At 52.2% G+C, this 13,265-nt stretch carries 17 protein-coding genes and 2 pseudogenes; 2 read left to right on the top strand and 17 right to left on the bottom strand.

Translation table 11 applies throughout. The annotated features are described in order from the left end of the window. Positions 1–127 precede the first annotated feature (127 nt). The 13 genes and pseudogenes from QUE24_RS00260 to QUE24_RS00315 all read right to left on the bottom strand — a co-directional run bounded on the left by QUE24_RS00260 (position 128) and on the right by QUE24_RS00315 (position 7,591). Positions 128–460: a YegP family protein gene (locus QUE24_RS00260; protein ID WP_286304722.1), complete on the bottom strand. Its 333-nt coding sequence runs from the start codon at positions 458–460 to the stop codon at positions 128–130. A gap of 305 nt (positions 461–765) precedes the next feature. Further along, entirely contained in the window at positions 766–1,008 is a 243-nt protein-coding gene (locus tag QUE24_RS00265) for a hypothetical protein (protein WP_286304723.1), read from the bottom strand. 110 nt (positions 1,009–1,118) lie between these two features. Then, entirely contained in the window at positions 1,119–1,478 is a 360-nt protein-coding gene (locus QUE24_RS00270) for an endonuclease (RefSeq protein ID WP_286306144.1), read from the bottom strand. A gap of 163 nt (positions 1,479–1,641) precedes the next feature. Next, complete coding sequence (locus QUE24_RS00275; RefSeq protein WP_286304724.1) at positions 1,642–1,848, bottom strand: hypothetical protein; 207 nt, start codon at positions 1,846–1,848, stop codon at positions 1,642–1,644. A 48-nt stretch (positions 1,849–1,896) separates the two neighbouring features. Next, positions 1,897–2,337 carry a hypothetical protein gene (locus QUE24_RS00280; protein WP_273181342.1) on the bottom strand — a complete coding sequence of 147 codons (441 nt, stop codon included), beginning with the start codon at positions 2,335–2,337 and terminating at the stop codon, positions 1,897–1,899. Then, a complete protein-coding gene (locus tag QUE24_RS00285; RefSeq protein ID WP_286304725.1) occupies positions 2,337–3,578 on the bottom strand; it encodes a DNA polymerase Y family protein in 1,242 nt (413 codons plus the stop codon). The genes QUE24_RS00280 and QUE24_RS00285 overlap by 1 nt, the downstream gene beginning before the upstream one ends. Before the next feature lie 247 nt (positions 3,579–3,825). Continuing rightward, positions 3,826–4,545 (bottom strand): annotated as a pseudogene (locus QUE24_RS00290) (ISL3-like element ISPpu12 family transposase); the annotation flags it as partial. Continuing rightward, on the bottom strand, positions 4,542–4,730 hold the full coding sequence (locus tag QUE24_RS00295; RefSeq protein ID WP_008489769.1) for a MerR family transcriptional regulator: 189 nt from the start codon (positions 4,728–4,730) through the stop codon (positions 4,542–4,544). The pseudogene QUE24_RS00290 and the gene QUE24_RS00295, both read right to left, overlap by 4 nt. 17 nt (positions 4,731–4,747) lie before the next feature. After that, positions 4,748–6,442: a mercury(II) reductase gene (merA, locus tag QUE24_RS00300; protein WP_000105636.1), complete on the bottom strand. Its 1,695-nt coding sequence runs from the start codon at positions 6,440–6,442 to the stop codon at positions 4,748–4,750. A 51-nt stretch (positions 6,443–6,493) separates the two neighbouring features. Further along, a complete protein-coding gene (locus QUE24_RS00305) occupies positions 6,494–6,775 on the bottom strand; it encodes a MerC family mercury resistance protein (protein ID WP_425541724.1) in 282 nt (93 codons plus the stop codon). 6 nt (positions 6,776–6,781) lie between these two features. Continuing rightward, positions 6,782–6,955, bottom strand: a complete 174-nt coding sequence (locus QUE24_RS15910; RefSeq protein WP_425541723.1) for a MerC family mercury resistance protein — start codon at positions 6,953–6,955, stop codon at positions 6,782–6,784. Then, a complete protein-coding gene (merP, locus tag QUE24_RS00310; RefSeq protein ID WP_000732292.1) occupies positions 6,952–7,227 on the bottom strand; it encodes a mercury resistance system periplasmic binding protein MerP in 276 nt (91 codons plus the stop codon). Before merP ends, QUE24_RS15910 begins: the two co-directional genes overlap by 4 nt. Positions 7,228–7,240: 13 nt before the next feature. Next, positions 7,241–7,591 carry a mercuric transport protein MerT gene (locus QUE24_RS00315; RefSeq protein WP_001294663.1) on the bottom strand — a complete coding sequence of 117 codons (351 nt, stop codon included), beginning with the start codon at positions 7,589–7,591 and terminating at the stop codon, positions 7,241–7,243. Between the two features lie 71 nt (positions 7,592–7,662). On the opposite strand from QUE24_RS00315, the gene merR reads away from it, so the two are divergent. Further along, complete coding sequence (gene merR, locus QUE24_RS00320) at positions 7,663–8,097, top strand: mercury resistance transcriptional regulator MerR (RefSeq protein WP_105307091.1); 435 nt, start codon at positions 7,663–7,665, stop codon at positions 8,095–8,097. A 32-nt stretch (positions 8,098–8,129) separates the two neighbouring features. On the opposite strand, the pseudogene QUE24_RS00325 reads toward merR, so the two are convergent. The 3 genes and pseudogenes from QUE24_RS00325 to QUE24_RS00335 all read right to left on the bottom strand — a co-directional run. Next, a pseudogene (locus tag QUE24_RS00325) lies at positions 8,130–8,705 on the bottom strand (ISL3-like element ISPpu12 family transposase); the annotation flags it as partial. Positions 8,706–8,726: 21 nt separating this feature from the next. After that, entirely contained in the window at positions 8,727–9,239 is a 513-nt protein-coding gene (lspA, locus tag QUE24_RS00330; protein WP_286304726.1) for a signal peptidase II, read from the bottom strand. A gap of 3 nt (positions 9,240–9,242) precedes the next feature. Beyond that, positions 9,243–10,139 carry a cation efflux transmembrane domain-containing protein gene (locus QUE24_RS00335; RefSeq protein ID WP_286304727.1) on the bottom strand — a complete coding sequence of 299 codons (897 nt, stop codon included), beginning with the start codon at positions 10,137–10,139 and terminating at the stop codon, positions 9,243–9,245. Between the two features lie 95 nt (positions 10,140–10,234). Here QUE24_RS00335 and cadR point away from each other — a divergent pair, with 95 nt between their 5' ends. Further along, the gene (gene cadR / locus QUE24_RS00340; protein ID WP_004364961.1) at positions 10,235–10,642 is read left to right on the top strand and encodes a Cd(II)/Pb(II)-responsive transcriptional regulator; all 408 of its coding nucleotides are present in this window, start codon (positions 10,235–10,237) and stop codon (positions 10,640–10,642) included. A 270-nt stretch (positions 10,643–10,912) separates the two neighbouring features. Here the strand turns inward: cadR and QUE24_RS00345 are convergent, their stop codons facing one another. Next, a complete protein-coding gene (locus tag QUE24_RS00345; protein ID WP_286304728.1) occupies positions 10,913–13,252 on the bottom strand; it encodes a heavy metal translocating P-type ATPase in 2,340 nt (779 codons plus the stop codon). Between the last annotated feature and the right edge of the window lie 13 nt (positions 13,253–13,265).

Raw genomic sequence — 13,265 nt, forward strand, 5'->3', positions numbered from 1 at the left:
CCCACCAATTTCCAGTTTTAGTTACTTAGAGGTAAGTATATTTTATTAGATATTCAGCAACGCTCTCATTTAAATTTCCTGTGTAACCAGTAATTGAAATTATCAGCACTCTATACGAGAAGAACATTCAAGTTTGATCATCAATTTGGGCATCAGGGGCATTCGTCTTAACTGACTCAATACCGTTATCTCTAGATGCCGCTGATGTATAAGATTGACTTGTTCCAATAACCTGATGATTAGCAGCCTTTAGGTTAAACATAAACTTACCAGAAGAAGTCTCTTTTCTTTCATAACGCTCATCAAGTGGTGCATTATTTTTAACAGAGTCAATGCCATTTTCACAAGAAGATTTAGAGGTGTATCCCTCGCTTGCCAGAATATTTTGTCCGTTGCCTGCTAACAAACGAAACCGGTACTCACCAGCATTATCTTTATAAAGTTCGAACTTACCAGCCATGTTTCATTTCTCCTAAGATTTTCAAGTCTGTTTCCATGTTCAAACTAAAAAATATATTAACTATTAATCATTTGCAACAGTGAAAACATGTCACTACTCTTAATACCGTCTCTCATATCATGTAGATAGAAAGACCTCAGGGATAACCATATTCTTTGACTCCAGAGACTTCCTTAATTTCGCCTATGGATAATTGCATTTGTGCGACTGTACTATACTTTGCCTGAAATTAAGAACCGTGAGTACTCGTTACATGCTGATTAAAATCATCTCCCGAATAAACTCAAACTCTTTCTCAAACTCAGTCACTTTATTTTATATTTTTCTGTCAGCTCTTCAGCTTCATCAAACCCAGAAATTTTTTGATACAAATCCGACAAAATAATAATGGTCTTGTCGATTTCGTTTTGAAACTCTGGAACTGAATTTATAAGCGGGTGTTTCATCAAAAATTCGTCAATATATACACAAGCGACATGCAGTCTATCAGCAGCCTCTAAAATATGTCCGTCATTAAGTTCATAGTTTTTTGAATCATTATTCATCATTAATCTCCTGCAATGAGTAACTCCATATTTGAGCGTATAGTGAAAAGTATTAGGCTAACCGATGCCTGCTCCCAAATTTAAAATTATCTAATCTGTGATAAAGAGTCAGATTATTTCAGGCATTGCTTGTTAACTAAGATATTTATATTTCCTTGAATATGATGAATACGTTCAGCTCGTTTGCACTCCCATTCAGTAACGGGATATTGTTTATTCCAGACTTCCATTAACTTTCGCTGCTGTTTACTCATCTTATAACGTTTATAACGCTGTTCTATGTACAGATAAGTCCTCGCTATGACACCTTTGGCCGCTTCGGGTGGTTCAACTTTTCGGTTATCAATTTTCAGGGCACAGCTACCAAAGCTGGATTTTGCCTGAGGCAGCATGGTGAAATTGTGATTACTCCTGCCAGCATTAACGGCACCTATCGCTGGGTAGAGATTATATAAATCACTTTGCTGGCACAGTTTCTCCCTTTAAATGATTTCCCTTTAGAGTCGACACACAATGGATGTCCTTCACGCCATTCTTTAAATGTTCTACCAAAGTTTTCAGCCGGGACCACATGCTCCCACTCGATACTTTTAGCCCGTTTTTTATGTTTACTGGTGACAAAAGATTTGGGCAAAGTCACATTCTTTTTTCATCAAACGCAGCGCCACAATATAGCGTGACGCGGTGGTCATAGTAGACATTGTTCTCCAATAGCTTTTTGGCTTTGTTAAAGGAGTCTGTTGGCTCAGCACTGGTAGCTGTTGAAGCTGTGACAAGCAGAATGACAATTATCGTTTCGAGTAGCGTTGTTGGGGTGTAAAGTGATTTTTGAGTTTGGAACATGTTTCTTTTGTTTTTTTGAGTATGAATGAGCGAAATGGATAGAGTCAGCTATGTAATGAAGTGTCGTGATTTTTCTCCTTTTTGAACCACTCTTGGCCAGCGGCTATGTATTTGTGCATCTTCTAGTTCGGGTTCAATTGTCACCACATACACACGACGCTCGTTACCTTCTTTTGCAAGCAAGCCCTGAATGTATTGTCCTTTTTGCAGGTCATACCAGTGGCTGATACCTTCAAGGTCTTTTTCCATAAAACTTAAAACAGGGATTTTTACCGGTGTCGGAAAATATTTATCCCATCTGCCGGCATAAATAGAATCGAGTCGCGCCCAGCCTGTCATTGGTAAGTTACCAGGTTGTTTTTGCCGTCTTCCCCACGCAATAAGCTTAATACCGCCTTCTGACGTTAAAACAGGCAAAACAGCTTTAGGATTAGGATAAAAAATTCGCAGCACATCCTCACCATGCTGGAAATACACACCACCGCACATTAGATGGTTTTCCTATGACCTGTCGGCTTCCATGCTGGGGCAATGACATTGGGCATTTCACTTCGCCCAATGACGCGTGTCGGGGCGACTGTAAACTCACCGTAACGCTCATTAATTTTATCAATAGCCGTATTAAGCGCCTCACGCTTTTGTTTTTGTGACTCATCGATAAACATATCTTGCTGTTTATGATGGGTGGGGTTCAAAGCCGTGACTTGTACCTGACCGCATTCTTCACCGCTATAGCGACTCTTAATAAATTGCTTACATAGGTCATATATCAGTGCGCCATCGTCTGTGGCGTTATCTATTTTTTGTTTTGTTCCTAGCCAGCCAAAAGGCGTCTTTAAACCGATAAAGAAGGTATCACTGAGAAAGTGATGTTTACGCAATCGAGCCCCGACCTTTTCAGACATATGCTGAAAGAAAGTCAGTATCGTATTCATGTCACGGGTACCGGGCGGCATAACTTTGCCATGACCAACGGATTTGGGTTCTTTTACTGTAGTGATAACAGGTTCCGGATCACGCCCCTGAGCCATGAGCCATATCCGTCTTCCAGGATTACCGAAACGCTTAGCAATGAGGCTCATCGGGACTTTTTTCATATCCCCACATTTTGTGATGCCGTACTTACCTAAGAACCTTGCAATACCTTTATTGATACCACTGAGCTCTGTCACGTTCTCTTTGCTTAGTCGCTCTTCGGCCTCCCAAGGCGCAATGATGGTCATGCCATCCGGCTTATTGAGTTTTGCAGCAAACTTGGCTGTGGTTTTATCACCGCTAATGCCTACACTGCAAGTCAGCCCTGACACCTGACTAATCGTGTCTTTGATGAGAAAGCCAATATGTTCGGGTGATTTATAGAGATACTGACAACCGGTCAAATCCAAAAAGGCCTCGTCGACGGAATAAACCTCCACAGTCGGTGTAATACTAAATAGTGCGTCCATAATCTCAGTAGAGACAGCCGCATAACGATACGGTCTGCTTGGCGCTTGGATAATATTGGGACACAGCTCTCTTGCCTCTTTAAGGCGCATACCGGTTTTCACACCATAACTTCTGGCCTCGTACGACGCTGTGATGATGGTACTGCCAAGTTTGCCATTGGTGACGCCCACAGGTTTATTTCGCCAGTATGGATAGTCTTGCTGTTCTATCTGAGCAAAGAAGCAATTCATATCAACCAGCGCAATCATTCTGGGCCAATGATGGGATGATGCGTTTGAGCTCATAGAGTGCTTAGTAACCTAAAACCCTGTTGTGGTGTGTGCATCAGCTTTCTCCTCCTAATCATTTGTAACAGTCAGATTAGATTTAACAGTGTGAGAATATAATGAGAAGAGAAAATATAGAGAATAATTTGGTTTGAAGCAAGTTTTTGAATAAGGCTAATGTCCTGTAATTCTTAGGCTGATTTTTTAGGGTATACGGATTTAATGGTTGATGGGGCACCTTCACCCCATCAATCTGATACCACCCTCAGATGGTTGATAGATCGACTCCGTAGTTGAGTTCCTCTGCGAAGTCCGGCAGTCCGTAACCGATGGTTTTCTTGTAGAAAGGAGAGACCTTCGCAGTCGGTGCCTTCTTCTTGTGCTTCGTGGTGTAGAGCATTCGTGCCCGCATCACCTCGAAGGAGTAACCGCGCCCTTCACGGTTCTTGTCCTTGGCCAGTCGATTGATGGACTCCGTGTAAGCGTTGGTGACGGGCATGTCCGTCTCGAAGTAGGTCATGGTCTCTTCGCGCCAGTTTCCCACTGCCCTGACCAGATCGCTCCAGACTTCCTTTTGGCCCTTCGGGATGGTGGCTATCCACTCGTCCAGGGCGGCTTCTGCCTGGAGCCGTGTGGTGGCGTCCCAGATGCCGTAGAAGCGCTCCTTGTGCTCGTAGGCGGCCAGCAGTTGCGGGAACGCGCCTGTCCAGGTCTCCATGATGAGGCGCTCCCGGTCTGAGACTTCGTGAGCGCGTTTCAGCAGGATTTTCCGGTCTCCCTTGAGAGTCCGGCTCTGGGACGGTTTCAGCTCCTTTCTGAGGCCCTTGCGCACTCTCTCTAGGGCATCGTTGGCCATGCGCACCACATGGAACTTATCGACCACGATACGGGCCTGGGGCAGCACAGCCTTGACCGCTGCCCGGTAGGGGTTCCACATGTCCATGCTGACGATCTCGACCTTCTGCCGGTCTTTCAGCTTCATCAGGGGGTCGTCTCAGAAAACGGAAAATAAAGCACGCTAAGCCGTTGCAAGGCCGCATCGTCGAACACGCCGTAGCCGCCCGTGGTGCAGGCCACCGGCCGTAACAAGCCGCGCACCAGGTAGTCGCGCACGATATGTACGCTCACCCCAGCGTTATGGGCCAGTTGCGATACCGTGTAGGCGCTCATCGCACACCTCCTTGTCCTCACCCGGCGCAGCAGGAAAGCTGCTTCACATCCTTGTTGAAGGTCTGCGCCGCGAGCTTCAACCCTTCGACCATCGTCAGGTAGGGGAACAACTGGTCGGCCAGTTCCTGCACCGTCATCCGGTTGCGAATCGCCAGTGCGGCCGTCTGGATCAGTTCGCCCGCTTCCGGGGCCACTGCCTGCACGCCGATCAGTCGTCCGCTGCCTTCTTCAACCACCAGTTTGATGAAGCCGCGCGTGTCGAAGTTGGCGAGCGCGCGCGGCACGTTGTCCAGCGTTAGCGTGCGACTATCAGTTTTGATGCCGTCATGGTGCGCTTCCGCCTCGCTGTAGCCTACGGTCGCCACTTGCGGGTCGGTGAACACCACGGCCGGCATCGCGGTCAGGTTCAGGGCCGCGTCACCGCCGGTCATGTTGATCGCGGCGCGAGTGCCGGCCGCTGCCGCCACATAGACGAACTGCGGCTGGTCGGTGCAGTCGCCTGCGGCGTAGATGTGTTCCACGCTTGTACGCATGCCGGGGTCGATGACGATAGCGCCTTGCGGGGTGAGCGTGACGCCCGTCGCATCCAGTGCCAGCTTGCGTGTGTTGGGCGCGCGGCCGGTGGCGACCAGCAGCTTGTCGGCGCGCAGTTCGCCGTGCGCCGTGGTGAGCACGAATTCGCCGTCCCCTTCACCATTGATATACGCGACCTGGCTGGCCTGGGTGTGTTCCCTCACCTCGATGCCCTCCATGCGGAATGCGGCCGTGACGGCTTCGCCTATAGCTGGGTCTTCGCGGAAGAACAGCGTGCTGCGAGCCAGGATCGTCACCTTCGCTCCGAGTCGGGCGAACGCCTGCGCCAGCTCCAGCGCCACCACTGATGAGCCAATCACGGCCAGGCGCTTAGGAATCGTCTCGCTGACCAGCGCTTCAGTGGAAGTCCAGTACGGAGTGTCTTTCAGGCCGGGAATCGGCGGCACGGCCGGGCTCGCGCCGGTGGCGATCAGGCAGCGGTCGAATGCCACCACGCGCTCGCCGCCGTCGTTGAGTTGCACGATCAGGTTGCGATTGTCCTTAAAGCGGGCGGAGCCGTGCAGCACAGTGATCGCCGGATTGCCCTCCAAGATGCCTTCGTACTTGGCGTGGCGCAGTTCATCGACGCGGGCCTGCTGCTGGGCCAGCAGCGCCGTGCGCTGGATGGTCGGCGTGGTAGCGGCGATGCCGCCATCGAACGGGCTTTCCCGGCGCAGATGGGCGATATGGGCGGCGCGGATCATGATCTTGGACGGCACACAACCGACATTGACGCAGGTGCCGCCGATGGTGCCGCGCTCGATCAGCGTGACACGTGCGCCTTGCTCGACGGCCTTCAGCGCCGCTGCCATCGCGGCCCCGCCGCTGCCGATGACGGCGATATGCAATGCGCCGCTGCTACCCGTCTTGTCGTTTCTGCCCAGCAGATCGCGCATCTTGTCGAGCAATCCGCCCGGCGTCGAAACTGAGGGGGCATCGGCCAGCGTGGCCCGATAACCGAGTCCAGCTACAGCGGCCGTCAGCGCGTCGGGTGACGTGCCGACCTCAATGGCGAGCTTGGCGCTGCCCTTGGCGTAGGAGACATCCGCTGATTGCACGCCGGGCACTTTCTCCAGGGCGTCCTTGACATGCACTGCGCACGAGTCGCAAGTCATGCCGGTGATTTTGAGAGTGCTCATACCATCGTTCCTTATTCGTGTGGGCCGCCGTGTCGCACGGTCAGCCGTCTTTCACAAGCGCTTGGCGGGGAGTTCGCAGCCGTCCGGTCCGCAACGGCGATGCGCCGGCGACACGAAGTCCCAGATCGACACCCCAATCATCAAGGCCAGGCCGACGTACATCAGGTTCGCCGTCCACCAGTTGCCGAGCAGCCAGACCGTGGCCGCAAACACGATGGCCGGGCCGATCATGCCGAGCAGACTGCGCAGCCATTGCCGATGACTGAACCAACCCAGCGCGTTCGCCAGGAAGGCCAGCGCGGCAAACAGCGGCAGCAGGCGGCTGATGAACAGTCCCTCTTACTGGCTCAAGAAGCCCAGCCCGATGGCCGCGCCGAAGCTGGCGAGGGCTGGAAAGCAGGCGGCGCAGCCCATCGCGGAAACGACGCTGCCGAGCGCGCCGGTTTTATCGGCAATGCGTGTCATCAGTCCCATGAAGCGGCTCTCGCTGTTGTCGTTGGCTTGCTGGCTCACTGCTTGACGCTGGACGGATAGCCGGCGTCTGCGGTGGCCTTGGTCAGCTTCTGTACGCTGGCCTTGGTGTCGTCAAAAGTGACGACGGCCTCGCGCTTCTCGAAGCCCACATCGACCTTGCTCACGCCTTCGACCTTGGAGAGCGCTTTCTTGACTGTGATCGGGCAGGCGGCGCAAGTCATGCCGGGAACCGCTAGCGTGACGGTCTGGGTAGCGGCCCACACCGGGGCAACAGCGGCGGCGAGGGCAAGGGAGGCAAACAGTTTCTTCATGATGAACTCCTGGTTAATAGAAAAATGGAACGACATAGGGAAATCCAAGCGCGACCAGGACCAGCACGGCCACGATCCAGAAAATCAGCTTGTAGGTGGCGCGCACCTGCGGAATCGCGCAGACCTCACCTGGCTTGCATGCCTGCACGGGCCGGTAAATCCGCTTCCAGGCGAAGAACAGCGCCACTAGCGCCGCGCCGATGAACAACGGTCGATAGGGTTCCAGCACCGTCAGGTTGCCGATCCAAGCACCGGAGAAGCCCAGGGCGACCAGTACTAGCGGCCCCAGGCAGCAGGTCGATGCAAGAATGGCGGCCAGCCCGCCGGCGAAGAGCGCACCGCGCCCGTTTTGTGGTTCAGACATACGTTGGCCCTTTTGAATTTGGATTGGATAGCGTAACCTTACTTCCGTACTCATGTACGGAGTCAAGCGATATGGAAAATAATTTGGAAAACCTGACCATTGGCGTTTTTGCCAAGGCGGCCGGGGTCAACGTGGAGACAATCCGCTTCTATCAGCGCAAGGGCCTGTTGCCGGAACCGGACAAGCCTTACGGCAGCATCCGCCGCTATGGGGAGGCGGACGTGGTTCGGGTGAAATTCGTGAAATCGGCACAGCGGCTGGGGTTCAGTCTGGACGAGATTGCCGAGCTGTTGCGGCTCGACGTTGGCACCCACTGCGAGGAGGCCAGCAGCCTGGCCGAACACAAGCTCAAGGACGTGCGCGAGAAGATGGCCGACTTGGCGCGCATGGAAACCGTGCTGTCTGAACTCGTGTGCGCCTGCCATGCACGAAAGGGGAATGTTTCCTGCCCGTTGATCGCGTCACTACAGGGCGAAGCAGGCCTGGCAAGGTCAGCTATGCCTTAGCGTGCTTTATTTTCCGTTTTCTGAGGTGCCCCCATCAGGTAGTTGGTCACCACGTCCTGGCGGCGGGTGGCCAGCAGGTCGAGCAGGGTTCGCTCCTCAATGTTGGTCAGAATGCAGCGGTAGCGCTTGTTCAGGTATAGCTCGTCAATGCCCAGGATGCGGGGCGTCTCGAAGCGGCGCCAGCGCCCCAGGAACTCGGCGCGGGCGTTGAAGATGTCGCGCACCGTCTTCTCGTCCAGGCCGGTCTGTGCCGCCACAAAGGTGTAGGGGTGGTTGAAGGATTCCTTCTCCACGTACTCATGCAGCCGCAGTGTCATACGGAATCCGTCCACCATCTCCGGTAGCTGGGGCCTGAATGTTGTCTTGCAGGCCCGGCAGGTGTATCGGCGGCGGACCACCCAGAGAGTGACCCGCTTGCCGTGGATGGGCAGATCACGATAGGGAACGTCACGCTTGCCGAACCGTACGAACTCACCCTGCACGCCGCATTCCTCGCAGGCGATGGGATCGGGCACGTCCACCTGGAAGTGCATTTCGTCGTCGGTTGATTTGCAGCCCAGTACTTGGTATTGCGGCAGGTGAAGGATGTTGTCGGGAAGTTCGGTCATGGTGTTGTATAGGCGTAGGTGTCAGTCAGATCCATCCGACTCGGCATTGGTGTTTGCTTTTTTACCCAACAAGCTGCTGGAAACGAAAAGTAAGGCACCGAGGACAATTGCAATATCAGCCAGGTTGAAGGCCGGCCAATGCCAGTCTCGCCAATAGAAATCAAAGGAATCCACAACATAGCCGCGAAAGACCCGGTCAATCAGGTTGCCCATGGCGCCACCGAGGATAAGACTGTAAGCGATGGCTTCTCCTTTATGACGATTTTCAAGGATCAGCTTGATCAGAAGAATCGAGACCACTACCGCGATTCCGATAAAAAAGTAGCGCTGCCAGCCTCCACCATTCGCAAAAAGACTGAATGCGGCACCGGTGTTCCATAGGTGCACCCAGTTAAAGAACGGGGTCACCGAAACATACTCGCCATAGGCCATTGATTGCTGCACCAGCCACTTTACAGCCTGATCAGACGCTGCCAGCAGGCCCGATATGGACAATAGGGCATACGGCGAGAGCTTATTGCCAATAATGAGCATTATTTAACCCTTCAACGCCAAAATGCGTCTGGCACCGTTAAGTACAATGCCCCCCGCGATGGTGCCGATAATCAGATCCGGATAATTGGAACCGGTCCACGCGACCAGGGCGCCGGCGGTGATGACCCCCAGGTTGATCACCACGTCGTTGGCCGAGAATATCCAGCTTGCCTTCATGTGCGCCCCGCCTTCCCGATGTTTGGATATGAGCAGCAGACAACTGGTATTGGCAATCAATGCGACGAATGCGATAGCCATCATCACCAGCGATTCAGGCTCACTACCGAATACAAAGCGTCTCACCACCTCTACGAGCACGCCCACAGCCAAGATCAGTTGCAGTACACCAGCAAGATGCGCGGCACGTACCTGCATTTTCACGCTATGTCCAACCGCATAAAGGGCAAGCCCGTACACCGCCGCATCGGCAAAATTGTCCAGGGATTCTCCAATCAGGCCGGTGGACTGGGCGATCAGACCGGCAGTCATTTCCACCACGAACAGAAGTGCATTGATGCCGAGCAACCAGCGCAGGGTCCCGGATTCTTGCTTAGCAGAAGCTGCCGAAAACTCGGCGGCCTTGATGGTCTCCGGATTTGCAGCGACGGTTTCCTGAAGCGAGGCGCCTAGCCCCAAGGTCTTCAGTTTCGAGGTGACGGGCTCGACCTCGCCGTCATGCACGACCTTCAGCCGGCGGTTCGACAAGTCGAAGGACAGCGCCCGAATCTCCTCAAAGCCGTTCAGGGCTAGGCGAATCATTCGTTCTTCTGATGGACAGTCCATCTTCGGCACGGCATAAACACTGACCCATCTCCCTGGCGCCTCGGAGGAGGCCTGTATATCGGTATCCGCTGCGGACGTTGCATCACCGCCACAGGCGCCACTACAGGATTTGCTCATGATACGACTCCACTTGAACAATGTTGTGGTACCATTTTAAACTATAAAGCTACTATAAGGTCAATAGAGTAAAGAATCCGTTGGGGAGGAGGCTGATGCGCATTGGTCAGTTGGCGCAGTTGGTAGGGGTCGAAACACAGACGATCCGCTTCTATGAACAGCAGGGCTTGTTGCCGCCGCCTGATCGGCAGGACAACGGTTACCGTGTCTATACCGAGAAGCATGGTGAGGGGCTGGCCTTCATCCGTCGCTGCAGAATCCTGGGCCTGTCACTGGCTGAGATTCACGAACTACAGAGCTATCAGGACGACCCTCATCAGCCTTGTACCGCCGTCAACGCCTTGCTCGATGATCACATCTCTCATGTGCGGTCGCAGATAACCGCTCTGCAAGCGCTTGAGAAACAACTCGTTTCACTGAGAGCGAGTTGCAACGATGACCGGGAAGTTGAGGCGTGTGGGGTTCTTGCTGGAATTAGCGAAGGAAACATGCACCAGCAGTAGGTGAAGCATCAACCAGATAATCCGATGAGATGCCGGTCTGTCTCACTCTCATGCAAAGGTAAGATCAACCATTTAATCCGCTTACCCTTTTTTTCATGGTTCTGCGCATAGCTAACATTGGCGAAAGCCAACGAAAAACAAAGCAGTAATAGACTTACTATGCGCATTTTTTTCAATAATACTTTTATATGTTTATGTTCAAACTAGACCTTAAGCACTTAATTTAAGTTTCGAGCAATCGCTGGTCATAAAACTAATCTGAACTATTCCTTATAATTTAACAAGCCGCAACCTAAGTGCATTCATGATTACGCTCACAGATGAAAGTGACATGGCTGCGGCTGCAAAGATTGGGGAAAGCAGTATGCCGAAAAATGGATACAGAACACCAGCGGCAATCGGCACCCCGGCAATGTTGTAAATGAAAGCAAAAAACAGGTTTTGTCTAATATTTCTCATGGTCGCTAATGACAACCGGCGTGCTTCGACAATACCCATCAGGTCACCTCGCAACAACGTAATACCGGCACTTTCAATAGCTACGTCTGTGCCGGTTCCCATGGCAATACCTACATCTGCCGTTGCCAGGGCAGGTGCATCATTGACCCCGTCGCCTGCCATTACCACAATCCGGCCTTCATCTTTAAGGCGCTGAATAATCTTGCCCTTGTCTTCCGGCAGGACTTCCGCTTCTACTTCATCAATATTCAGCTTGTGGGCAACTGCTTCAGCCGAGGTACGATTATCACCGGTCAGCATGACCACGCGGATACCCTCTTTTTGAAGTGCCAAAATAGCCGCTTTGGAAGTTTCTTTAACCGGATCAGCAATAGCAAGTAAGCCAGCAACGGTGCCATCCACAGCAGCAAAAATCACTGTAGCCCCATCCCTGCGAAGCGCCTCAGCTTCATTTTCAAAGTCTGTAATATCAACTGCTTCTGCTTCCATAAGCAGACGATTACCTAATAACACCCGCTTGCCATCAATCGAACCTGTGACCCCTTTACCGTTAGGAGAATCGAAGTCTTCAGCATCGGGCAACTTGAGGTCCATTGTCTTGGCTTTTTCTAAAATAGCGTGGGCTAACGGATGTTCACTGCCTTTTTCAATACCACCCGCAAAACGCATCAGGTCTTCTTCGCTTAGTCCATTCGCTGTAACAAGCTTGGTGACCTGAGGCTTTCCTTCAGTCAGTGTGCCGGTTTTATCTACCACCACCGTATCCACTTTTTCCATGCGCTCCAAAGCTTCTGCATCCCGAATGAGAACACCGCTTTGAGCACCCCGACCGACACCAACCATGATGGACATAGGGGTTGCCAGACCTAACGCACAGGGACAGGCAATAATTAACACGCTAACAGCTGCAATCAGCCCAAAAGCCATAGGTGGTACTGGACCCAAAAATGACCAAGCGATAAAAGCGATAACTGCTATGACGATGACGACCGGGACAAACCATCCCGCCACCTTGTCTGCTAATCCCTGGATTGGTGCACGGCTGCGCTGGGCGTTAGCCACCATCTGTACTATTTGGGAGAGCATCGTATCTCGGCCGACCTTGTCGGCTCGCATTACAAAGCTGCCTTGCTGATTAATACTGCCACCGATCACTTGATCGCCAGTTGTCTTCGTGACCGCCAACGGCTCACCGGTCACCATGGATTCATCTACATTAGATTTGCCCTCAAGCACCTCGCCATCCAGCGGCACCTTGTCTCCCGGGCGAACCCGAAGCCGGTCACCTACTTTAACCTTATCCAACGACACATCAGAATCAGTCCCGTCATCGTTCAGCTTTCTAGCGGTCGCTGGCGCGAGATCAAGTAAAGCCTTAATAGCACCTGAAGTCTTCTCTCGCGCTCTCAATTCCAGTACCTGTCCCAACAGTACCAAAACAACGATGACTGCAGCTGCCTCGAAATATACAGCAACAGAACCATCTGCCTGACGAAAGGCATCTGGAAAAATCTGCGGCATCAGGGTTGCCACCAGACTGTAGATCAGCGCTACGCCCGTACCAATGGCAATCAAAGTAAACATATTCAGATTGCGACTAATGACGGATTTCCAGCCTCTGACAAAAAATGGCCAGCCACACCAGAGAACTACAGGCGTTGCCAGTATCAGCTGAATCCAGTTAGATAACTGCGGCGCTACAATATGATCTAGTCCGGTCAGATGTCCGCCCATTTCAAGCACCAGCACTGGTAACGCCAGAACTAGGCCGATCCAGAACCGGCGAGTCATATCCGTGAGCTCTTCAGATGGTCCATCATTCAAATTGACTTGCTCAGGTTCAAGGGCCATACCACAAATAGGGCAATCCCCCGGCCCCTGCTGCCGGATTTCTGGATGCATGGGACAGGTGTACATCGTGCCCGGTGTTGCCGGCTGTTCTGGCTGTTGCTGGTCATTGAGATATTGCTGCGGATTTTGGTCAAACTTGGACTTGCAGTGTGACGAGCAGAAAAACCAGCTTTGAGAGTCATACTGGCTTTGGTGCTTTGCCGTGTCAGGCACCACGGTCATGCCACAAACCGGATCTTTTACAGTATGAACGTCATGTACCGGATGGTCTTGATGATGAGCATGCTGGTATTCAGACATAGTCATTGTATCC

Origin of the sequence: Methylophaga marina, assembly GCF_030296755.1 — a bacterium.
Lineage (GTDB): Bacteria > Pseudomonadota > Gammaproteobacteria > Nitrosococcales > Methylophagaceae > Methylophaga > Methylophaga marina.

Excerpts from the sequence above, each read along its gene's own strand:
- QUE24_RS00260 (WP_286304722.1), bottom strand. The coding sequence starts at position 460 with ATGGCTGGTAAGTTCGAACTTTATAAAGATAATGCTGGTGAGTACCGG.
- QUE24_RS00265 (WP_286304723.1), bottom strand. The coding sequence starts at position 1,008 with ATGATGAATAATGATTCAAAAAACTATGAACTTAATGACGGACATATT.
- QUE24_RS00275 (WP_286304724.1), bottom strand. The coding sequence starts at position 1,848 with ATGTTCCAAACTCAAAAATCACTTTACACCCCAACAACGCTACTCGAA.
- QUE24_RS00280 (WP_273181342.1), bottom strand. The coding sequence starts at position 2,337 with ATGTGCGGTGGTGTGTATTTCCAGCATGGTGAGGATGTGCTGCGAATT.
- QUE24_RS00285 (WP_286304725.1), bottom strand. The coding sequence starts at position 3,578 with ATGAGCTCAAACGCATCATCCCATCATTGGCCCAGAATGATTGCGCTG.
- QUE24_RS00295 (WP_008489769.1), bottom strand. The coding sequence starts at position 4,730 with ATGAGCGCCTACACGGTATCGCAACTGGCCCATAACGCTGGGGTGAGC.
- merA (WP_000105636.1), bottom strand. The coding sequence starts at position 6,442 with ATGAGCACTCTCAAAATCACCGGCATGACTTGCGACTCGTGCGCAGTG.
- merP (WP_000732292.1), bottom strand. The coding sequence starts at position 7,227 with ATGAAGAAACTGTTTGCCTCCCTTGCCCTCGCCGCCGCTGTTGCCCCG.
- QUE24_RS00315 (WP_001294663.1), bottom strand. The coding sequence starts at position 7,591 with ATGTCTGAACCACAAAACGGGCGCGGTGCGCTCTTCGCCGGCGGGCTG.
- merR (WP_105307091.1), top strand. The coding sequence starts at position 7,663 with ATGGAAAATAATTTGGAAAACCTGACCATTGGCGTTTTTGCCAAGGCG.
- lspA (WP_286304726.1), bottom strand. The coding sequence starts at position 9,239 with ATGCTCATTATTGGCAATAAGCTCTCGCCGTATGCCCTATTGTCCATA.
- QUE24_RS00335 (WP_286304727.1), bottom strand. The coding sequence starts at position 10,139 with ATGAGCAAATCCTGTAGTGGCGCCTGTGGCGGTGATGCAACGTCCGCA.
- cadR (WP_004364961.1), top strand. The coding sequence starts at position 10,235 with ATGCGCATTGGTCAGTTGGCGCAGTTGGTAGGGGTCGAAACACAGACG.
- QUE24_RS00345 (WP_286304728.1), bottom strand. The coding sequence starts at position 13,252 with ATGTCTGAATACCAGCATGCTCATCATCAAGACCATCCGGTACATGAC.